The organism is Pseudomonas sp. O39, assembly GCF_045447295.1.
Lineage (GTDB): Bacteria > Pseudomonadota > Gammaproteobacteria > Pseudomonadales > Pseudomonadaceae > Aquipseudomonas > Aquipseudomonas antarctica_A.
In genome coordinates this window covers 14,418-34,562 of record NZ_JBJGXV010000034.1, presented here as the reverse complement: position 1 = coordinate 34,562, position 20,145 = coordinate 14,418, and the positions used below count along the sequence as shown (strand labels likewise).

Sequence of the window (20,145 nt, the reverse complement as noted above, 5' to 3'; positions counted from 1 at the left end):
CCGCAGCAGATAAGCTGACTGACACACAGCCATCGCAGGCAAGCCAGCTCCCACACGGATCTGTGTCTGACCAGAATTCTGCGCCCGCCACCGTTCAAATGTGGGAGCCGGGCTTGCCCGCGATGGCGGTCGTTCAGCCAGGGATGTATTAACTGACACACCGCATTCGCGAGCAAGCCCCACCTTTGGATCTCCATAGGCCAGGGAGCAAGCACCCTACCCCACGGTTCAGCCCTTCGCTTCGCTGATGATCTGGCGAATCGCACCGACAAAGGCTTCCGCCGGCTGACCACCGCTGACCGCGTACTGGTCGTTGAACACGATGGTCGGCACCGAAGTCACGCCCCGGGAGATCCACAGCTGTTCCTGTTCACGAACTTCGGCGGCGTATTCATCGCAGGCGAGAATCTGCGCCGCACGCTTGATGTCCAGGCCGACGCTTTCGGCGATGATCGCCAGCGTCGCGTGGTCGGACGGGTCCTGACCATCGCTGAAATAGGCCTTGAACAGCGCTTCCTTGAGGTTGTATTGCAGGCCTTCAAGCCCGGCCCAATGCAGCAGCCGATGAGCATCGAACGTGTTGTAGATGCGGCTCTGGCCGTCGGTACGAAAGGCAAACCCCAACGCCGCGCCCATGTCGCGAATACGCGCACGGTTGGCCTGGGACTCTTCGGCGCTGGAGCCGTATTTTTCAGTGATGTGCTCGACGATGTTCTGCCCGATGGCGGGCATATTCGGGTTCAGTTCGAACGGCTGGAAATGGATCTCGGCCTGCACTTCGCTGCCAAGCTGGTCGAGGGCTTCCGTCAGGCCACGCAGGCCGATGATGCACCAGGGGCAAGACACGTCGCTGACGAAATCGATTTTCAGGGGAGTACTCATGGTAGGCAACCTCGTTGGCATTAGCGCGCCGTAAAGGGTGCACGATACACCAACTTCACAACACCTTCGAAGGCTGGCCCAGGTCAATCTGCGCCCAGTGCGCAGCATCCTCGCGATGGGCTTGCAGGTACGGCAGCACCGCCGTCAGCAGCGGTGCCTTGAAAGCCTCCTGGAAACGATGGGCCATGCCGGGAATCAGCTTCAATTGGCTGCCCTGAATATGCGCGGCCAGGTGCACGCCGTGCATCACCGGCAGTAACGGATCGGCCGTGCCGTGCACGACCAGCGTCGGCACACGCAGTTGGTTGAGCAATGGCACACGGCTAGGCTCGGCGAGGATCGCCATGATCTGGCGCTTGACGCCGTCCGGGTTGAAAGCCCGGTCGTAGGACAGCGCCGCCTGGTGCAGCAGCGCCTGGCGATCGTCTTTCACATACGGGCTGCCCAATGCCGCCAGCAGATCGGCCTGTTGCTCAAGCGCCACCTCACGATTGGGCGCACTGCGCCGGGACAACAACTGCACCAGCGCCGCATTCGGCGCCGGCAAGCCTTCGGCACCGGAGCTGGTCATGATCAACGTCAGGCTCTCGACCCGTTGCGGCGCCATGGCCGCCAGGTGCTGGGCGATCATGCCGCCCATGCTCGCGCCCAGCACATGGAATTGGCGGATCTGCAAAGCATCCATCAAGCCCAGTGCGTCGTCGGCCATGTCGGTCAGCGTGTACGGCGCCGCCACCGGCAGCCCGAGCTTGTAGCGCAGCACTTCAAAGGTCAGGTTGGCACTGGCCGGGGCTTGGCGCCAAGTGGACAAGCCCACATCACGGTTGTCGTAGCGGATGACCCGGAAACCTTGTTCGCACAGGGCCACGACGACTTCATCCGGCCAGTGGATCAACTGCCCGCCCAGGCCCATCACCAGCAGCAACGCAGGGTCGGACGCACGGCCGATGCTCTGGTAGGCAATGCTCACCTGAGCCAGATCGACGGTTTGCGTCGGGACATTGACATCACATCGAGAAGCCGCAAAAGACGGCAGGCCGAACAATAGAGCGGCCAGTAAAAGCAACACGCGCATGAAAAACACCGAAACGCAGAACCCCAGTAGAGCGCGAGTCTGATGAAGTTTGCTCAAGCGCGCTGCCACAGTTCTGTGACAGTTTGATGAAGAGTGCCCAGCGGTCGTGGTCGATGCCTTATCGACAGGCATTGCAACATGAGACAAACTCACGGCAGTCCTACCCATCACAAATTATTTTCATGGAGCGCCCGTGCTAGAAATTCGTCACCTCAAGACTCTGCACGCACTGCGCGAAGCCGACAGCCTGGTGGAAGCCGCCGAGCGCCTGCACCTGACGCAATCGGCACTCTCCCACCAATTCAAGGAGCTGGAAGAGCGCCTGGGCATGCAGTTGTTCGTGCGCAAGACCAAGCCGCTGCGCTTCACCAGCGCCGGCCTGCGCCTGCTGCAACTGGCCGACGCCACCCTGCCCTTGCTGCGTGGCGCTGAACGCGATATCGCGCGCCTGGCTGGTGGCACCGCCGGGCGTTTGCACATGGCGATCGAATGCCACAGCTGCTTCCAGTGGCTGATGCCGACCATCGACCAGTTTCGCGATGCCTGGCCAGAGGTCGAGCTCGACCTGGCCTCGGGTTTTGCCTTCGCGCCCTTACCGGCCCTGGCCCGTGGTGACCTGGACCTGGTGGTGACCTCCGACCCGCTGGAGCTGCCGGGCATCACCTATGTGCCGCTGTTCACCTACGAAGCCATGCTGGCCGTGGCCAACCAGCACGCGCTGGCGAACAAGTCGTACATCGTGCCCCAAGACCTGCTGACCGAAACCCTGATCACCTACCCGGTGGAGCGCGATCGCCTGGACATCTTCACCCGCTTCCTGGAACCGGCCGATGTGGAGCCAGCCCAGGTGCGCACCTCGGAGCTGACCGTGATGATGATGCAACTGGTGGCCAGCGGCCGGGGCGTGTGCGGCATGCCGCATTGGGCGCTGCATGAATACAGCTCGCGCGGTTACGTGAAGGCCAAGCGTTTGGGCGAGAAAGGGCTGTTTGCCACGCTGTATGCAGGGATTCGCGCCGACATGTTGGACGCGCCGTACATGCGCGACTTTTTACTCACGGCCAAGGACACGTCGTTTTCCACGCTGGACGGCGTCAGCGCCGTTCGCTGAACGGCACAGATCAAAATACGGGGATGGCTTGCCTGTGATGCAGACGACGCGATCTGGCTGCAGCACCGAGGCGAAACCATCGCAGGTAAGCGGGCTCCCACACTGGATCGAGTGTCCCCATGGGATTTCAGGCAACGTTGAGTTCGCGCCACATGTGGATTTTGTCGAAATACTCGACACCCACCCGCACCGCCAGCGGCTCCAGGCCGTACTGAATAAACCCGCAACGCTGGTACAACGCAAAGGCTGCGTCGTTGCCGGCGGTGACGGTCAGTTGAATCACCTTAAGGCGCGGATGCTTGCACGCCTCGACGAGTGCCGCCTCCACTAACCGACGACCCAGGCCCTTCATTTGATAAGCCTGCGTGACGTACATGCCGAACAAGGTCACCTTGTGCCGTGCCTTTTCACGGGGCTCGAAGGCCAGGCCGACAATTCCGACCAGTTCGTCGCCGAGGTACGCGCCGAGCAAGTGATCCAGCGGGCTCTCAATGCGTTTTTCCCACCAACTTAACGGCATGGCCGATCGCTCGGCCACGCTGGACGTGAACGCCTGGGGGTAGGCGTCATACGCCTCAAGCATCAACGTTCGATAAGCCTCGGCGTCATGGGCATCCAGGGTGCGAATCAGCATTCGTTGCAGTCCTTTGCGCCTGTGAATCAGGCGGTAGCTGTCAGGGAGGCGCGATAAAACGGCAGGATCAGGTCGCGGGTCAGTGGTGCCAAGTGCAGGCCGCCATCACCGGCCGGGTCGATCCAGCGCACTTCTTCGATTTCAGCCGCGGGCGTCACCGCCACGTCGATGTGCACCTGGAACAGTTCAGCTTCCACAATGAAACCCGGCTCGTTGGCGGCAGGCGCCGAGAAGTGCCCCAAATACACGGCGTCGCTCGGGTCGATGTGCACGTTGAGCTCTTCGTACAGCTCACGGGCCAAGGCTTCGGCGGGCTGTTCGCCCGCGTCAATCTTGCCGCCTGGCTGCATGAAGGCCTGGGTGCCGCGCTTGCGCACCAGCAGCGTTTGGCCGTCGCTGCCGATCAACAGCGCGGCGGCGATGCGAATAGTCGATGTCATGTAAAAAATGCCTTGAATGCAAAGGTGCAAGGATCACAGAAAGCGTCTTAACCGGGAAGCGCAGCCACATCCGGTTCTTTGATAAACACCGAATACTTGGCCCCTTCCATCGCCTCAAACGCAATCAACTTGTCCACCAGCGGCAGGTTCAACACCTTGCCGGCGTTGAGCAGCAGCATGCCGTTATCGGCGTTGAGATTGCGCGCCAGCACCATGCCCTCGGCGAGTTCGCGGGTGGTCAAGACCTTCACGCTTGAATCCCCCAGCGTCACGTCACTGAGGAACGCGGCGCAGGCCTGCACGAAGTCTTCGACCATATCCGGGTCATAGAGCTTGCCGGCGTATTTACGGATGTAGAGCAGCGCTTCATCGCTGTTCATGTGGCGCTCGAGGATCAAGCCCTTTTGCAGCTCGATAAAATCGACCGCAAGCTTCAATAACCGGGCGCCCGAGGGGATCAACTCGCCCTTGAGGTGGTCGGGAAAACCGCTGCCGTCCCAGCGTTCCTGGTGATGACGAATCAAGCGCGCGGCGTCCTTCATCGGCTCCAGGGTCATCAACAACGACTCGCTCTGGGTCGGGTAGGCCCGATAGCGTTCGCGGTCGGTGCTGTGCAGCATGTCCGAGGGCGCGACCATCATGCTGTCGCTCCAGCTCAATTTGCCGATGTTATAGAGCGCGGCGGCCATGGTCAGGTCGCGGGCACTGGCTTCGTCCATCGCCTGGGCCTTGCAATACACCCGAATCAGCTCGATCAGCTGGCGATTGGTCTGCTTCTGCTTGGGCAGGCGCAAGTTGGCCAACAGTGAAAACACTTCGGTGCCGGTCACGTAGCTGCGCTTGAGTTCGTCGTAGGCCAGGTCGAGCATATCGGCGGTTTGCTGCAACTCACTGGTGCGGGCTTCGACGCGCTTTTCCAGGGTCGCGTTAAGGGCCTTCAACTGGTCGTTCTGCTCGCGGGTCAACTGTTCAAGACGCAGCCGTTCGCGCTCGGAATGCTGGTGGTCCAGGGACTGACGCAAGGTCAGCAGCATTTCCTCGTCGTTCCAGGGCTTGCTGATGTAGCGGTGAATCTGACCTTCGTTGATCGCCTTGATCATCATGCTCATGTCGGCATAGCCGGTCAGCAGGATGCGGGTGGTGGACGGGTACAGGCGGTGGGTCTCGGCCAGCAGCATCGCCCCGTCCATGGCCGGCATGCGCGCGTCGGTCATCACCAGGTCGATGGGCTGGGCCGCCATGATTTCCAGGGCTTGGGCACCACTGCCAGCCAACCGCACATCATAGGGTTGGCCACGCAGCAGGCGGCGCAGGCTATTGAGGATCGATTCTTCGTCGTCGACCAGCAAAATGGTGGGGGTGTAGGGGGGAGTCGTAGCAGTTTGTTCATCCATGGCGACACCTCCTGGCAATGACACACAATTGCTTCATTGCGGCCCGACGTGATCCACCGCTGTACTTGCTCACGCATTGAGCGCTAGATGACGGTCGGGGTAGCTGACTTTGATTTGACGCCAACTGGCCGACTTATTCAAGGGAGCCGACTATGCTTGTCGCATGAAGCTGGCGACCGTCCCCATGTACCGAAGCATTCGAGGTAAGGAAGCCCTATGCGCCAGAGCATGTTGTTGCACGCCTCAGGGTATCAATCATGAGTCCGCGCTCGGAACGCGCCAATCGACGCATTCTGATCGTCGATGATACCGCCTCAATCCACGCGGACTTCCGCAAGATCCTGTGCGCCGACGCCAACGGCGGCCAGACCCTGGACAGCATCGAAGAAACCCTGTTCGGCAGCGCCCCGGCCGTGCGCCAGACCTTTGTACTGGATTCCGCCTATCAGGGCCAGGAAGCGCTGGCCCTGGTGAACAAAGCCCTGTCCGACAACGCCCCGTATGCCCTGGTCTTCATCGATATGCGCATGCCGCCGGGCTGGGATGGCCTGGAAACTATCGAACAGCTATGGAACGTTGACCCCAACCTGCAAATCGCCCTTTGCACGGCCTACTCCGACTACTCCTTCGAAGCCATTGAGGCGCGCCTCAAATACGACGACCAGTTGCTGATCCTGAAAAAGCCCTTCGACGACCTGGAAATTCGCCAGATGGCCAGTGCCCTGACCTGGAAATGGCAGTTGGCGCAGGACGCCGCATTCAAGCTGATCGGGCTCGAACGCACGATTGAGGAAAGGGTCCAGGAACTGCTCAAGGTCTCGCACCTGTTGCAATACGACGCCCTGACCGAACTGCCCAACAGCACCCTGCTGGGCGACCGCCTGACCCAAGCCACTGCCGTCTGCAGACGGCATGGCACCCAACTGGCCGTGATCTTTATTGGCCTGGACCGCTTCAAGCGCATCAACAATGCCCTGGGCCATCCGGTCGGCGATGAAATGCTCAAGCTTGTCAGCCAAAGCCTGGTGGCGACGGTGCGCGAGTCGGATTCGGTGTTTCGCTACGGCTCCGACGAATTTGTGCTGATCCTCAACGACATCAAGCATCCCCAGCAAACCCAGTACATTGCCGAAAAACTCCTCGCCGCCGTCAGCACCACCCACTATGTGGCCGGCCACGACCTGAGCGTCACCGCAAGCCTTGGCATCAGTGTTTACCCCGATGACAGCAGCAGCGCCGTGGAATTGATCAAAAAAGCCGAAACCGCGATGCGCGCCATCAAAGACCAAGGCCCCAACGATTTCAGTTTTTTCATCGACGAGATGAACCTGCGCGCGCAGGAACAGCAAAGCCTGGAAAGCGCCATCCGGCAGGCCCTGCAGCGCGATGAATTCACCTTGCACTACCAGCCGAAACTGGACTTGCACAGCGGGAAAATCGTCGGCGCCGAAGCCTTGATTCGCTGGCATCAGCCCGATCATGGCTGGGTCTACCCGTCCGCCTTCATTCCCGTGGCCGAAGACAGTGGCCTGATCGTGCCGTTGAGCCAATGGGTGTTGCGCCAGGCGTGTGAGCAAGCGCGCGCGTGGCAGGCCGCCGGGCTGCCGCCGACCTGTATCTCGGTGAATATTTCAGCGATTGATTTTCGCCAGCGTAACTTTGTCGTCAACCTGGCGGCGATCCTTGAGCAAACGGGCCTGACCCCACAGTTACTGGAGTTGGAAATCACGGAGAGCGTGCTGATGCAAAACGTCGACGACACGCTCACCACCTTGCGCGAGATCAAGACACTGGGCGTGCGGCTGTCCGTTGACGACTTCGGCACCGGGTATTCCAGCCTCAGCTACCTGCGACGCTTTCCGATTGATGTGCTGAAAATCGATCAATCGTTCATTCGCGGTTTGAGCAACAACAGCCAGGACGCGCAATTGATCAGCGCAATCATCAGCCTGGGTAAAAGCCTGGACTTGAACATCGTCGCCGAAGGCGTGGAAACCATTGCACAGCTGCAATTTCTGAAAGCTCACCAGTGTGAAGAGGGCCAGGGTTTCCTGTTCAGCAAGGCCGTAGCCGCCGATGAATTCGCCCAACTGCTGCAAACCGGGCACCCCAGCCTGTTGCCTGCCCACTGATTTTTTGCCGCAAGGAGCGACCGCTTGAGCCGCAGCACACCACGCACTCTTCACCTGTCACCACGGGTTCTGGGCATGACCCTGGCCCTGGGCTATGGCACCTGCCTGCCCGTCTCGGCAGCGCCGTTGGATGAACCGCTCAAACCATTGCCGCCGGTGCCGACGCTGGATGCAGCCACCGTGGAGTTGGGGCGCCAGTTATTCAATGAGACGCAACTGTCCGTCAATAACTCCAAGTCCTGTGCCAGTTGCCATAATCTGGAAGCCGGTGGTGACGATAACAGCGCATTTTCCCTGGGTTTCGATGGCAAGCCGGTCAAGCTCAACACCCCGACGGTATTCAACGCCAGCCTGAACTTCAAACAATTCTGGAACGCCAGGGTCGACACCCTGCAAGCGCAGGTTGAACAGGTGGTCGTCAGCCCTATGGAAATGGGCAACGACTGGCAGACTGTGGTCCGGACCCTATCGGCACTGCCCACCTACCAGGCCGCGTTCCAGCAGGTGTATCCCGACGGGGTGACGGCAGCCAACGTGCAGGACGCCCTGGCCACCTATGAACGCACGTTGCTCACACCCAATTCGCGCTTCGACCAGTACCTGCAAGGCAATACCGACATCCTCACCACCGATGAGAAATATGGCTACCAACGCTTCAAGGACTATGGCTGTATCGCCTGCCACCAGGGCGCCAATATCGGCGGCAACATGTACCAGAAGTTCGGGGTGATGGGCGATTACTTCAAGGCTCGTGGCAACCCGACCGAAGCCGACCTGGGCCGCTACCTGCTGACCAAGGACGAGGAAGACCGCAACGTGTTCAAGGTACCGAGCCTGCGCAACGTTGCCGTCACCGCGCCGTACTTTCACGATGGCTCGGCCAAGACCCTGGAGGAGGCCGTCGACATCATGTTCAAGTACCAACTCGGGCGAATTCCGTCGGCGGAGGACAAGACGCTGATCATCAAATTCCTCAAGACGCTGACCGGCGAATGGGCAGGCAAGCCCCTATGAAATCATCCCGCCTCGCCAGCCTGATCACGCTCAGCGGCATCGCCCTGATACTGGCCTCGGTGCTGGTATTTCTGTACCTCAAATCGATCGGCGACCAGTCCACCACCTACACCGAGTCGCGCGACCTGATCCGCCAGATCAAGCAACTCAATTCCCAGTGGGACGTCGAGGTGCTCAAGGCCAGGATCGCCCTCACCCACAACTATGACCCGCTGGTGGCCCCCCTCAAGGAAATGAGCCAACTGTGGACCCTGCTGGAAAGTCGCGAAGGGCAACACCACCACGAACACCCAGCCGACTGGCTGGCCGCGCAGGATGCTTATCGCCAGTCGATTCAGGAAAAGGCCCGATTAGTGGAGCAGTTCAAATCGCACAATGCGGTACTGCGCAATTCCCTGGCCTTTTTGCCGACCGCCGAAGACGATATCCAGGCGCATTTCCTGCGACTCAAAGACACCGACAAGCTGGAACAGCAAAGTATCGCCACCGACACTTACGACTTGCTGCTCAGCGCTCTGGAGTTCGCCCAGGTGACGAGCGACGACAAAGCTGCGGACATTCTCGTGGGGCTGAACAAACTGGCGGTGAACAAAGAAAACCTGCCAACCGAATTCCAGGTGCCGGTGGAGATTCTCAGTAACCACATCGCGTTGATTTTGCGCGAGCAACCCATCGTCAACGACCTGCTCGGTCGCATCGCCGCGATTCCCCTTTCAGATCAACTGGATGACCTGACCACCCAACTCAATCAGGACCAGGCCGCCGCCGACCTGATTGACCAGAAATACCACCGCTACCTGCTGGTATTTTCTACGCTGCTGGTCGTGCTCTTGTTGTACCTGGCCATTCGCTTGTTGCGCAGCTTTGCCGAGATCAACCGGGTCAACCGCGCCTTGCACGGGGTCAATGAAAGCCTTGAACAGCGCGTCGAGGCGCGCACGCGGGAACTCAGAGATGCCCAGAGCGAACTGCTGGACAGCGCCCGCCAGGCCGGCATGGCGGAAATCGCGACCAATGTGCTGCACAACGTCGGCAACGTGCTCAACAGCGTGAACATCTCCGCCGAACTGGTCGCACGCAAGCTGCGCACCAGCAAGGCACTGGGGCTGGGTAAGGCCATGCAACTGATCAACGAGCACCCTGACGACCTGGGTACTTACCTGCGCGAGGACGAGAAAGGCAAATTGCTGCCCGGCTACCTCAACCAACTGGTGGAGGCCATCGCCCTCGAGCAACAGGGCCTGACCGATGAACTGGCGCAGTTGAGCAAGAGCGTGGACCACATCAAGGACATCGTCTCCACCCAGCAATCCTACGCCGGCGCTTCCAGCCTGCTGGAGCCCGTGGAGATCGGTGCCTTGATGGACGACGCCCTGCGCATGAACGCCGGGGCGCTGAATCGCCACCATGTGACGGTGGTCAAGGAGTATGCCGAGGTGCCGCAACTGATGGCGGACAAACACCGGCTGCTGCTGATCATGGTCAACCTGATCAGCAACGCCAAGTACGCCATGTCGAACCTGACCGACCGCCCACGGCAGATCACCTTGTCGATCACGACACTGGAGGACAGCCTCTTGCAGATCAGCGTCAAGGACGAAGGCGAAGGCATCCCCGCCGAAAACATGACGCGGATCTTTACCCACGGCTTCACCACACGCAAAGAGGGCCATGGTTTCGGCCTGCACAGCTGCGCCCTGGCGGCCATTGAAATGAACGGCCACCTCACCGCCCATAGCGACGGGCCAGGCAAAGGCGCCCTGTTCACGTTGCAAATCCCACTTAACGATGCAGCAGGCCAAGCATGAACGAACCTTCGAACCGGCGCATTCTGCTGATCGACGACACACCATCGATTCACGAAGACTTCCGCAAAATCCTCATGCCGCCCATGGAACAGAACCAGGCGCTGGACGACATGGAAGCTGCGCTATTCGGTCCCAGCGACACGCCGCATGGCCCCGTGTTCGAACTGGACTCGGCCTACGGTGGCCAAGAGGGGCTGAAGTTGCTTGAGGTCGCCATGGCCGAGCAAAAACCCTACGCCCTGGCCTTTGTCGACATGCGCATGCCCCAAGGTTGGGACGGTGCGCAGACCATTGAAGAACTCTGGAAAGTTGACCCGGACCTGCAAGTGGTGGTGTGTACGGCCTACTCGGATTACTCCTGGGAAGAGCTGCTGTTTCGCCTGCGAGCCCATGACCGGCTGCTGATCCTTAAAAAACCCTTCGACAACATTGAAGTACAGCAGATGGCCAATACCCTGGCCGTAAAATGGAGCATGGCGCGGCGCGCGTCTTTGCAAACCAGCCACCTGGAACACCTGGTTGAGCAACGCACCCAGGCACTGACCCAGGCAAGCCAGGCACTGCAACTGGAGATCGACGAGCGTAAACAGCTGGAAAGCCAGCTGGTGCAGTCGGAAAAACTCGCCTCCCTGGGCCAACTGGCGGCCGGCGTGGCCCACGAAATCAATAACCCGGTGGGGTTTATTTCGTCCAATCTCGGCACTCTGGGTGGTTACTTTGACCAGCTCCAAGAGATGCTCGATGCCTATCGACAGGCCGAAACCGCCACAGACAGTGAGCAGTTCGAAGCCCTGCGCCGGCGTCTGGACCTGGATTTCCTCAAGGAAGACATTCCCACGCTGCTTCGCGAATCGAAAGAGGGTATTGGCCGCGTGGTACAGATCGTCAAGGATTTGAAGGACTTTTCCCGGGTGGATAACGATCAGAACTGGCAGTGGGCGAACCTGCAACAGGGCATCGACTCGACCTTGAACATTGTCGCCAGCGAACTCAAGTACAAGGCCGACGTGGTCAAGCACTACGCGCCGCTGCCGGAAATCGAATGCCTGGCGTCGCAGCTCAACCAAGTGGTGATGAACCTGGTCATCAATGCGGCCCAAGCCATGGGGCCGGAGCGCGGCACTATTACCATCAGCAATGGGGTGGATGGCGAGAACATTTGGTTGGAAGTCGCAGACAACGGCTGCGGGATTGCCCCGGACAGCGTGCAGAAAATCTTCGATCCATTCTTCACTACCAAGCCGGTAGGCGAAGGGACCGGGTTGGGCTTGTCACTCTCCTACGGCATCGTCAAAAAACACCGTGGCGCTATCACCGTCAGCAGCGAATTGGGCAAAGGCACCACCTTTAAAGTGGTGCTGCCCATTCGGCAAACGGCTTAAACGACCTCATGCCTCGGCTTTTTTCGGGCTCGACCCAAACGAAGCGAAACGCTTGTTGAACCCGGCAATCCGGCCTTCGGCCTGGGTCTTGCGCTGTTGGCCGGTGTAGATCGGGTGCGAGGCGCTGGACACGTCCAGCGGGATGTAAGGGTAAGTGTGGCCGTCGCTGTGTTTATGGGTGCCATCACTGTCGGCAGTGGAGCCGATCAGGAAGAACGCGTCGGCGGCTGTGTCGTGGAACAGCACGGTGCGGTAGTCGGGATGGATACCAGTTTTCATAAGGCCTCCGGGGCGTTTGGGTGCATTCGATGTGTTATACAATAACATAAAATACGCACCCAAACGAGAACCGATTGCAATAAGAATAGACCGCAAGCTTCTATGCGGTTTCCTGGAAGTCCATTTCCGGCGGCTGTTGCGAGAAGCCACGGGTGAGAAAACCCAGGTAAACCAGGCCGATCGCCAACCACACCAGGCCCAGGTAAATCGCCAGGTGGTCGAGGCTGACCATCAGCCACACATCCGCAACCAGGCCGATGGCCGGGAACAGCAGGAACAGGATCAACGCTCGTACTCCACGCGCTTTCGCGCCGATCCAGTAGTGAAAGATCACCGACAGGTTCACCAGGCTGAACGCCAGGAAGGCACCAAAGTTGATGAACGACGTGGAGGTGGTCACATCCAGCTTCAGCGCCAGCAACGCCACAACCGCACACAACAAGATGCTGTTGACCGGCGTGCCGAAGCGCGCATGCAATGTGCCGAAGAATGACTTGGGCAACACACCGTCACGGCCCATGGCATACAACAAGCGCGAACCACTGGCCTGGGCCGACAGCCCCGAGGCGAACTGGCCGACGATCAGACCGATCAGGAAAATCGACACAAACACATCACCGCCGATATTGCGCGCAATTTCATACGCGGCCGAATCCACATTGGCGAATTCAAACGACGGATGAGCGATCTGCACAAAGTAGGACACCGCCACAAAAATCAGCCCGCCGATCAAGGTAATCAACATGATCGCCCGTGGGATAGTGCGGCGTGGGTCGCGGGTTTCTTCGGTGAGGGTACTGACCGCGTCAAAGCCCAGGAATGAATAGCAGGCGATGGCCGCGCCGCTCATGATCAGCGGCATTTGCATCTGTCCGTTGAAGAACGGCGTGAGGGTCCACAGGGGTTGGCTGGGGTTGCCGCCGATGTAGTGAATGCACAGCGCAACAAACGCAATCAACACTAAAAACTGCACCAGCATCAGCAAGGCGTTGATGCCGTTGGCGAGCTTGAGGCCGACAATATTGATCGCGCTGGTGATGCCGATAAACGCCAGTACCCAGACCCACTGCGGCACCGAAGGAAACGCCGAATTGAGGTAGGCCGCACCGATCAGCCAGATGGCCATGGGCAAAAACAGGTAGTCGAGCAACACCGCCCAACCGGCGATAAAACCCAGCTTGGGGCTGATCGCCTTGCGCACATAGCTGTAGGCAGAACCGGCGACCGGAAATGCCTGGGCCATACGCCCGTAACTCATGGCGGTAAAGAACATCGCCACCAGGGCGGCCAGGTAGGCCGCGGGGACCATGCCGGCGGTGGATTGCGCCAGGATGCCAAAGGTGCCGAGCACAATGATCGGCGTCATATAGGCGATGCCGAACAGCACCACCGACCCTAACGACAGGGTGCGTTGCAAACGAGCCATGAGCGATTCTCCGCTGATTTATTAGATTTATGGCAGAACTGAAGTGGGTGACTCGGGTGTCATTTTTCTTATGTTCAAACAGCGTTTGTGGCGAGCGGGCTCGCCACCGCAACCTCACTCGTCGAAGACGATCAGGCTTTAGGAATCAACAACTCGCGGGTCCCATCACTGCGCTCTATCACCTCACCCGGCAATTTCAAGCGCTGGTCATCCAGGTAGCGGTAGTCCTTGCGAGCCGCCACCAGTTGGTCGAGATCCAGCTCGACGGTAAATTGCCCTTCCTCGCGCCCAGCCTCGAACAACAAGGTGCCCAGCGGGTCGACCAGCGCACTGCCACCGGCAAACAACAGGCCGCCATCGCCCTCTTCCACCCGGTTGACCATCAGCGCAAACGCCTGGTTTTCCTGGGCACGGGCCATGATCGCGGTGCGGTGCGTGGGGCCATACGGGTCCATGTTGCCGTTGGTGACGATCAGCAACTCGGCGCCCAACTGCGCCAGGGCGCGGGCGGTTTCCGGGAACTCGATGTCGTAGCAGATCAACAGGCCGACGCGCACGCCGTTCCACAGGCAGGTCGCGTAGCGATCACCCGGGGTGAACACGCCGCGATCCGAGGCCCACAAGTGGGTCTTGCGATAACGCAGGGCGATGCCTTCGGGCGTGATCAGCAACGTGGTGTTGTAGAATTGGCCGCCGTCGTGCTCGGCCATGCCGACGACCACGCCGATATTTCGTGCACGGGCAGCCTGGATAACAGCCAGCACGGTAGGGCCATCCACCGGTTCGGCGATGTCGGCAACGGTCTCGGCCGACGGGAAGCCCATCAGATGGGTTTCCGGGAATACGATCAGTTGCGTATCGGCGGCGCAGGCAGCAATTGCCGCCAAGGCGCGCTCAAGGTTGTAAGCTTTGCCGTTATCACGACCTGCCAACTGGGCAAATTCGACCTTCATGGGTATTCCTTGTTCTCAATCTGTGCCGCAGTATGCGCAGCCACACCCCGCCAGGGAATTACGCGGCAGGGGTAACCCGATAGGGGTAGATCAATGACCATGTCGCTGCAAGACATCGCCTGGCACCGTTCGGTGGGGCAAATGATAGACGCCCTGAATCAGGCCAACTTCTGGACCCAACTGGTCCGGTTGCTCGACGCCTACGTGCCGTTCGACAGTTGGGTGGTGTTGCTGTTCAGCAGCGCGCATCGCCCGTTGGTGTTCGCCGAATGCCCAGGCGCCGATGGCACGCCGGACCATCTGTTCCAGGACTACCTGAACGGCCTGTACCTGCTCGACCCCTTCTACATCGCCAGCCGCGAGCATTCGCGCACCGGCCTGTTTCGCCTGGCTGAAGTGGCGCCGGAGCATTTCGAGCTCACCGAGTATTACCAGCGTTACTTTCGCCTGAACGTGGTGGCCGATGAAATCCAGTTCAATTGCCAACTGGCGGACGGGCGTACCCTGTGCCTGTCACTGGGCTCAAAGCAGCGTTTTGACCCGCAGCAAATCGCCTTGCTGTCGTTGATCCAACCCTGGGTGTTGAGTTTGCTGCGCCAACGCCTGCCCTTCGAGCTTAACCAGGTCAGCACACCGCAGCCGCCCGTCCAGAATGATGAGTGGGGCGCGCAATTGACTGCCCGTGAGCTGGATGTGGGCCGCTTGATGCTCAGCGGTTGCTCCAGCAAGGAAATCGCCCGTAAGCTGGAAATCTCTGTTGAAACCGTGAAAGTCCATAAGAAACACATGTACAGCAAGCTAGGGATCAAATCCCAGTCAGAGCTGTTCTCGATCTTTCTTCAGGCGCAAAACGCCTAGCCGATGAGTCCGAACCAAGGAAAACCGTATGAGCCTGTCGTTACTAAGCCGTTACGCCTTCTTTGCCGTGTGCGTCATTTTCACCCTCGCCAGCCTCCCCTTTATCGAACATGAATGGCTGTGGCCGATCACCGTAGTCACCGGCATTCTCAGCCTGATCGGGATTTTCGACCTGCTGCAAAGCCCCCACGCGGTGCGTCGCAACTACCCGATCCTGGGCAATATCCGTTACCTGGTAGAAGCCATCCGCCCGGAAATCCGCCAGTACCTGCTGGAATCCGACAGCGACGCCCTGCCCTTCTCCCGGGCCCAGCGCTCGCTGGTTTACTCGCGCGCCAAGAACGAAACCGCCGATAAACCCTTCGGCACCTTGATCGACGTATACCAGTCGGGTTTCGAATTTATCGGCCACTCAATGCGCCCCGCGCCGTTGAGTGACCCGAGCGCCTTTCGCGTGATGGTCGGCGGCCCGCAATGCAAGCAGCCGTACTCGGCGTCGGTGTTCAACATCTCGGCCATGAGCTTCGGGTCCCTGAGCGCCAACGCCATTCGCGCGTTGAACCAAGGTGCCAAGCTCGGCAACTTTGCCCATGACACCGGCGAAGGCAGCATCAGCCCCTACCACCGTGAAAACGGCGGCGACCTGACCTGGGAACTGGGCAGCGGCTACTTCGGCTGCCGCACCAGCGACGGCCGTTTCGACCCGGAACGCTTCGCCGTGCAAGCGCAAAACCCGCAAGTGCGCATGATCGAAATCAAGATGAGCCAGGGCGCCAAACCCGGCCATGGCGGGATCCTGCCCAAGCACAAGGTCACCCAGGAAATCGCCGACACCCGCGGCATCATGATGGGTGAAGACTGCGTCTCGCCGTCGCGCCACAGTGCCTTCTCCACGCCGATTGAAATGATGCAGTTCATCGCCCAATTGCGCGAACTGTCCGGCGGCAAGCCGGTGGGTTTCAAGTTCTGCCTGGGCCACCCGTGGGAGTTCATGGGCATTGCCAAGGCCATGCTGGAAACCGGCATTCTCCCGGACTTTATCGTGGTCGACGGCAAGGAAGGCGGCACCGGCGCCGCGCCCGTGGAGTTCACCGACCATATCGGCGTGCCGCTGCGTGAAGGCCTGCTGTTTGTGCACAACACCCTGGTCGGCCTGAACCTGCGCGACAAGATCAAACTCGGCGCCAGCGGCAAGATCGTCAGTGCGTTCGATATCGCCAGCGTCCTGGCCATCGGCGCCGACTGGGCCAACTCGGCACGCGGCTTCATGTTCGCCATCGGCTGTATCCAGTCACAAAGCTGCCACACCAACAAATGCCCGACCGGCGTCGCCACCCAGGACCCGTTGCGCCAGCGCGCCCTGGTGGTGCCGGACAAGGCCCAGCGCGTGTTCAACTTCCACCGCAACACCCTCAAGGCGTTGGCGGAAATGCTTGCGGCAGCCGGCCTGGATCATCCAGCGCAGCTGTCGGCCAAGCATTTGGTGCGGCGTATGTCCGCAACTGAAATCAAGCTGTTCTCGCAGTTGCATGTGTTCCTCAAGCCCGGTGAATTGCTCACGGGCGAGGTGAACGGCGAGTTCTATTCGCGCATGTGGCAGATGGCGCGGGCGGACAGTTTTGAGCCCAATGAAATCGCTGCTGCCTGATAGCTAAACAAACACCTGCCCGCTGAACCGGACCACCGACGGCATCGTTGAAACAAGGAGATTCATCATGCCGTTATTGGACTTCGCTGCCATCGCCGAGCAACTGCCTGACAGCTGGAAATCCACCCGCCTCGGCCAGGTAGGCCCGGCGCGGATCAAAGTGTTGCGAATGGATGAACAGGCCTACGAAGAAGAAACCCACACTTACAACGAAGGGCTGCTGGTAGTCAGCGGCCAGTTGCGCCTGAGCATCGGCAATCACGAAATACGCGTGGGTGCCGGCCAGATGTACCTGGTGGAAGCCGGCACCGCGCATGCCGTACTTGCCGGTAGCCACGGCACCTTGGTGATCATTGATGTCTAGAGACATTCAGTAATACCCCGCCTTTGCAATTGCTTACAAATACCGCCAACCTGCGCCCGCCCGACGTGCGGCGTACGACAACACGCGCATTCGCCTGTCATTACTAAACTTATTTGTTCAAGAGCCCGCTGCCATGCTGAACGGACGCGACCCGCGCATCGATTTTTTTCGGGGCCTGGCGTTGATCTTCATTTTCTGGGATCACGTCCCCCACAATCCCCTCGGCCAGATTACCCTGCGCAATATCGGCTTCAGTGATGCTGCCGAAGTGTTCGTGTTTCTTGCCGGCTACGCCTCGGTGCTGGCCTACGGCAAGGTCCTGCAGCGCGAAGGTTACGGGATGGCCTGCCTGAAGATCCTGCGGCGCACATGGGTGTTGTACGTGGTGCATATCTTCCTGTTGGCGATGTTGATGGGCATTGTGTTCTTCGCCAACAGCCATGTGGAAACCCGCGACCTGGTCGAGGAGATGGGCCTGACGCACTTCGTTACGCACCCGCAGCAAGCGTTGGTGGATGAATTGCTGCTGCGCTTCAAGCCGAACCTGATGGACCCGTTGCCGCTGTATATCGTGTTGCTCGCCGGCCTGCCGCTGGTGCTGCCGTCGCTCTTGCGTCACACCTGGGCGGTGGTCGCGGTGTCGCTGGCGGTCTATCTGCTGGCGCCGCATCTGGGCTGGAACCTGGCAGCGATTGCCGACGGTGTGTGGTACTTCAACCCCGTCACCTGGCAGTTGCTGTTTGTACTGGGCGGGGCGGCGGCGATTCACGGGCAACGCCCAAGGCCACAGGACAATCGGCCGCTGCTGCGGCAGCCGTTGTTTGTGGCGGCTGCGGCCTATGTGCTGGTCGCGGGTGTCATCACGATCGGCTGGCGCTGGCCCGACATACACGACGCGCTGATGCCGTCAGCCTTGAGCGACCTGCTGTATCCGATCAGCAAGACCGACCTGTCGCCCGTGCGTCTGCTGCACTTCCTGGCCCTGGCCTACGTCACCGCCAAACTGTTGCCGGGGCGTGCCTGGACGCAAAACTGGCTGGCACAGCAGACCTGCCGGATGGGGCGTTACTCGCTGGAAGTGTTCTGCCTGGGCGTGCTGTTGGCACCGTTGGCGGACATGATCAACGCCCTGGCTGGCGATGCCTTTGCCGTGCAGATTTTCACCGCGCTGGTGGGGGCTGCACTGATGGCCGCGCTGGGGGCCTGGCTGGAGTTCAACAAACGCCTGAGCCAATCGCCCCACGTGGCTACCGCCTGAAAAACAAAAAGCCCCGATCAAGGGGCTTTTTGTTAAGTGGCTATTTGTTGAGTGCTGAGAGGTCAGGCTTGAGCACGCACCCCGGCATTGCTCGGCTGCAACTTGAACACGTAGAACAGCACCGTCAGCAGCACCAGGAATACCGGGCCCACGTACAGCGCGATACGCGTGTCCGGGAAGTACGCCATCAGCCCCACCACCAGCACCAGGAATGCCAGCGCCAGATACGAACTGACCGGGTACAGCCACATGCGATATTTCAGCGCCTTCTGTTCGGCGGGGCTCAGGCTCTTACGGAATTTGAGCTGGGCCAGCAGGATCATCAGCCAGGTCCAGATCGCGCCGAAGGTGGCGATGGAGGTCACCCACACAAAGACTTTTTCCGGAACCATGTAGTTGAGCAGCACGCCCAGCAACAGCACGAAGATCGACAACAGCAGCGCCTTGCGGGGTACGCCGTTGCTTGAGGTGGTGCCGAAGGTGGCCGGGGCCTGGCCGTTCTGCGCCAGGCTGTAGAGCATGCGCCCAGTGCTGAAAATACCGCCGTTGCACGACGACAGTGCCGCCGTAATCACCACGAAGTTGATGATGCCGGCGGCGGTCTTGATGCCCAGGCGCTCGAAGGTCATCACGAACGGGCTGCCCTGGGTGCCGATTTCGTTCCACGGGTAGATCGACAGAATTACGAACAGCGCGCCCACATAGAACAGCAGGATGCGCCAGAACACCGAGCCGATGGCACTGGGGATGGTCTTCTGCGGGTTCTTCGCTTCACCGGCGGTGAGGCCGATCATTTCCACGCCGAGATAGGCGAACATCACCATTTGCAGCGACATCAACACGCCTTGCACGCCGTTGGGCATAAAGCCGCCGTGGGCCCACAGGTTGGAGATACCCAGTGCCACGCCGTCATTGCCGAAGCCGAACGCGATGATGCCGATGCCACCGATGACCATTGCAATGATCGTGACGATCTTGATCAGCGCGAACCAGAATTCGAACTCACCGAACGCCTTGACCGCAATCAGGTTGATGGTGCCCATGCTGATCAGCGCCGCCAGGGCCCAGATCCAGCGCGGGGTGTCGGGGAACCACACGCCCATGTACACGGCGACGGCGGTAATTTCCGCCACGCAGGTTACCAGCCACAGGAACCAGTAGTTCCAGCCGGTGAGGAAACCCGCCAACGGGCCGAGGTAATCCTGGGCATAGCGGCTGAACGAGCCGGCGACGGGGTTGTGCACCGCCATTTCGCCGAGCGCGCGCATGATCACCAGGATCGCCAGGCCGCCAATGATGTAAGACAGCATGATCGCCGGGCCAGCCATTTCAATGGCCTTGGCCGAGCCCAGGAACAGGCCGACACCGATACAGGCACCAAGGGCCATCAGGCGAATATGCCGTTCACCGAGTTCACGTTTGAGCGGGCCGCCTTGAGCGGTCTCGCCATGGGGCAGTGGGTTGCCGACTGGCATAAGGGTACAACC

General features: G+C 60.0%; 18 protein-coding genes. 9 read left to right on the top strand and 9 right to left on the bottom strand.

Going from position 1 to position 20,145, the window contains the following annotated elements; all coding sequences use genetic code 11:
• Positions 1-228: 228 nt before the first annotated feature.
• Both ACI77D_RS27900 and ACI77D_RS27895 read right to left on the bottom strand, forming a co-directional pair.
• Complete coding sequence (locus ACI77D_RS27900; RefSeq protein WP_064450911.1) at positions 229-882, bottom strand: DsbA family oxidoreductase; 654 nt, start codon at positions 880-882, stop codon at positions 229-231.
• Positions 883-937: 55 nt separating this feature from the next.
• Positions 938-1,957 (bottom strand): alpha/beta fold hydrolase, encoded by a 1,020-nt coding sequence (locus ACI77D_RS27895; protein WP_407017939.1) that lies wholly within the window; start codon positions 1,955-1,957, stop codon positions 938-940.
• Between the two features lie 193 nt (positions 1,958-2,150).
• On the opposite strand from ACI77D_RS27895, the gene metR reads away from it, so the two are divergent.
• Positions 2,151-3,068: a transcriptional regulator MetR gene (metR, locus tag ACI77D_RS27890; protein ID WP_064450910.1), complete on the top strand. Its 918-nt coding sequence runs from the start codon at positions 2,151-2,153 to the stop codon at positions 3,066-3,068.
• A gap of 127 nt (positions 3,069-3,195) precedes the next feature.
• Here metR and ACI77D_RS27885 read toward each other — a convergent pair whose 3' ends face one another.
• Genes ACI77D_RS27885 through ACI77D_RS27875 form a run of 3 tightly spaced genes read right to left on the bottom strand, consistent with a single transcriptional unit; the run spans position 3,196 to position 5,536 of the window.
• Positions 3,196-3,702 carry an N-acetyltransferase family protein gene (locus tag ACI77D_RS27885; protein ID WP_407017938.1) on the bottom strand — a complete coding sequence of 169 codons (507 nt, stop codon included), beginning with the start codon at positions 3,700-3,702 and terminating at the stop codon, positions 3,196-3,198.
• Between the two features lie 26 nt (positions 3,703-3,728).
• A complete protein-coding gene (locus ACI77D_RS27880) occupies positions 3,729-4,142 on the bottom strand; it encodes an NUDIX domain-containing protein (RefSeq protein ID WP_262667124.1) in 414 nt (137 codons plus the stop codon).
• 47 nt (positions 4,143-4,189) lie between these two features.
• Positions 4,190-5,536: an HD domain-containing phosphohydrolase gene (locus ACI77D_RS27875; RefSeq protein WP_064450907.1), complete on the bottom strand. Its 1,347-nt coding sequence runs from the start codon at positions 5,534-5,536 to the stop codon at positions 4,190-4,192.
• Positions 5,537-5,793: 257 nt separating this feature from the next.
• Here ACI77D_RS27875 and ACI77D_RS27870 point away from each other — a divergent pair, with 257 nt between their 5' ends.
• The 4 genes from ACI77D_RS27870 to ACI77D_RS27855 all read left to right on the top strand — a co-directional run bounded on the left by ACI77D_RS27870 (position 5,794) and on the right by ACI77D_RS27855 (position 11,872).
• Positions 5,794-7,668 carry a putative bifunctional diguanylate cyclase/phosphodiesterase gene (locus ACI77D_RS27870; protein ID WP_407017937.1) on the top strand — a complete coding sequence of 625 codons (1,875 nt, stop codon included), beginning with the start codon at positions 5,794-5,796 and terminating at the stop codon, positions 7,666-7,668.
• A 75-nt stretch (positions 7,669-7,743) separates the two neighbouring features.
• Positions 7,744-8,682, top strand: coding sequence for a cytochrome-c peroxidase (locus ACI77D_RS27865; RefSeq protein ID WP_407017941.1), 939 nt, complete (start codon positions 7,744-7,746; stop codon positions 8,680-8,682).
• Complete coding sequence (locus tag ACI77D_RS27860; RefSeq protein WP_407017936.1) at positions 8,679-10,490, top strand: DAHL domain-containing protein; 1,812 nt, start codon at positions 8,679-8,681, stop codon at positions 10,488-10,490. The genes ACI77D_RS27865 and ACI77D_RS27860 overlap by 4 nt, the downstream gene beginning before the upstream one ends.
• On the top strand, positions 10,487-11,872 hold the full coding sequence (locus ACI77D_RS27855; RefSeq protein WP_407017935.1) for an ATP-binding protein: 1,386 nt from the start codon (positions 10,487-10,489) through the stop codon (positions 11,870-11,872). Before ACI77D_RS27860 ends, ACI77D_RS27855 begins: the two co-directional genes overlap by 4 nt.
• A 6-nt stretch (positions 11,873-11,878) precedes the next feature.
• On the opposite strand, the gene ACI77D_RS27850 is transcribed toward ACI77D_RS27855, so the two are convergent.
• The 3 genes from ACI77D_RS27850 to ACI77D_RS27840 form a co-directional block, all read right to left on the bottom strand.
• On the bottom strand, positions 11,879-12,151 hold the full coding sequence (locus ACI77D_RS27850; RefSeq protein WP_407017934.1) for a type B 50S ribosomal protein L31: 273 nt from the start codon (positions 12,149-12,151) through the stop codon (positions 11,879-11,881).
• 100 nt (positions 12,152-12,251) lie between these two features.
• The gene (locus ACI77D_RS27845; RefSeq protein WP_262667119.1) at positions 12,252-13,577 is read right to left on the bottom strand and encodes an APC family permease; all 1,326 of its coding nucleotides are present in this window, start codon (positions 13,575-13,577) and stop codon (positions 12,252-12,254) included.
• A gap of 131 nt (positions 13,578-13,708) precedes the next feature.
• A complete protein-coding gene (locus ACI77D_RS27840; protein ID WP_407017933.1) occupies positions 13,709-14,530 on the bottom strand; it encodes a carbon-nitrogen hydrolase family protein in 822 nt (273 codons plus the stop codon).
• A 93-nt stretch (positions 14,531-14,623) separates the two neighbouring features.
• Between ACI77D_RS27840 and ACI77D_RS27835 the strand changes: the two genes are divergently transcribed.
• The 4 genes from ACI77D_RS27835 to ACI77D_RS27820 all read left to right on the top strand — a co-directional run bounded on the left by ACI77D_RS27835 (position 14,624) and on the right by ACI77D_RS27820 (position 18,658).
• On the top strand, positions 14,624-15,388 hold the full coding sequence (locus tag ACI77D_RS27835) for a response regulator transcription factor (protein WP_407017932.1): 765 nt from the start codon (positions 14,624-14,626) through the stop codon (positions 15,386-15,388).
• Positions 15,389-15,416: 28 nt separating this feature from the next.
• Complete coding sequence (locus ACI77D_RS27830) at positions 15,417-17,036, top strand: FMN-binding glutamate synthase family protein (protein ID WP_064450898.1); 1,620 nt, start codon at positions 15,417-15,419, stop codon at positions 17,034-17,036.
• A 67-nt stretch (positions 17,037-17,103) separates the two neighbouring features.
• Positions 17,104-17,400, top strand: coding sequence for a cupin domain-containing protein (locus ACI77D_RS27825; protein ID WP_064450897.1), 297 nt, complete (start codon positions 17,104-17,106; stop codon positions 17,398-17,400).
• A gap of 133 nt (positions 17,401-17,533) precedes the next feature.
• Entirely contained in the window at positions 17,534-18,658 is a 1,125-nt protein-coding gene (locus tag ACI77D_RS27820; RefSeq protein ID WP_407017931.1) for an OpgC family protein, read from the top strand.
• Between the two features lie 62 nt (positions 18,659-18,720).
• Here the strand turns inward: ACI77D_RS27820 and ACI77D_RS27815 are convergent, their stop codons facing one another.
• Positions 18,721-20,133, bottom strand: a complete 1,413-nt coding sequence (locus ACI77D_RS27815; RefSeq protein WP_064450895.1) for an amino acid permease — start codon at positions 20,131-20,133, stop codon at positions 18,721-18,723.
• Positions 20,134-20,145 lie beyond the last annotated feature (12 nt).

Excerpts from the sequence above, each read along its gene's own strand:
- ACI77D_RS27900 (WP_064450911.1), bottom strand. The coding sequence starts at position 882 with ATGAGTACTCCCCTGAAAATCGATTTCGTCAGCGACGTGTCTTGCCCC.
- ACI77D_RS27895 (WP_407017939.1), bottom strand. The coding sequence starts at position 1,957 with ATGCGCGTGTTGCTTTTACTGGCCGCTCTATTGTTCGGCCTGCCGTCT.
- ACI77D_RS27885 (WP_407017938.1), bottom strand. The coding sequence starts at position 3,702 with ATGCTGATTCGCACCCTGGATGCCCATGACGCCGAGGCTTATCGAACG.
- ACI77D_RS27880 (WP_262667124.1), bottom strand. The coding sequence starts at position 4,142 with ATGACATCGACTATTCGCATCGCCGCCGCGCTGTTGATCGGCAGCGAC.
- ACI77D_RS27875 (WP_064450907.1), bottom strand. The coding sequence starts at position 5,536 with ATGGATGAACAAACTGCTACGACTCCCCCCTACACCCCCACCATTTTG.
- ACI77D_RS27870 (WP_407017937.1), top strand. The coding sequence starts at position 5,794 with ATGAGTCCGCGCTCGGAACGCGCCAATCGACGCATTCTGATCGTCGAT.
- ACI77D_RS27865 (WP_407017941.1), top strand. The coding sequence starts at position 7,744 with ATGACCCTGGCCCTGGGCTATGGCACCTGCCTGCCCGTCTCGGCAGCG.
- ACI77D_RS27860 (WP_407017936.1), top strand. The coding sequence starts at position 8,679 with ATGAAATCATCCCGCCTCGCCAGCCTGATCACGCTCAGCGGCATCGCC.
- ACI77D_RS27855 (WP_407017935.1), top strand. The coding sequence starts at position 10,487 with ATGAACGAACCTTCGAACCGGCGCATTCTGCTGATCGACGACACACCA.
- ACI77D_RS27850 (WP_407017934.1), bottom strand. The coding sequence starts at position 12,151 with ATGAAAACTGGTATCCATCCCGACTACCGCACCGTGCTGTTCCACGAC.
- ACI77D_RS27845 (WP_262667119.1), bottom strand. The coding sequence starts at position 13,577 with ATGGCTCGTTTGCAACGCACCCTGTCGTTAGGGTCGGTGGTGCTGTTC.
- ACI77D_RS27840 (WP_407017933.1), bottom strand. The coding sequence starts at position 14,530 with ATGAAGGTCGAATTTGCCCAGTTGGCAGGTCGTGATAACGGCAAAGCT.
- ACI77D_RS27835 (WP_407017932.1), top strand. The coding sequence starts at position 14,624 with ATGACCATGTCGCTGCAAGACATCGCCTGGCACCGTTCGGTGGGGCAA.
- ACI77D_RS27830 (WP_064450898.1), top strand. The coding sequence starts at position 15,417 with ATGAGCCTGTCGTTACTAAGCCGTTACGCCTTCTTTGCCGTGTGCGTC.
- ACI77D_RS27825 (WP_064450897.1), top strand. The coding sequence starts at position 17,104 with ATGCCGTTATTGGACTTCGCTGCCATCGCCGAGCAACTGCCTGACAGC.
- ACI77D_RS27820 (WP_407017931.1), top strand. The coding sequence starts at position 17,534 with ATGCTGAACGGACGCGACCCGCGCATCGATTTTTTTCGGGGCCTGGCG.
- ACI77D_RS27815 (WP_064450895.1), bottom strand. The coding sequence starts at position 20,133 with ATGCCAGTCGGCAACCCACTGCCCCATGGCGAGACCGCTCAAGGCGGC.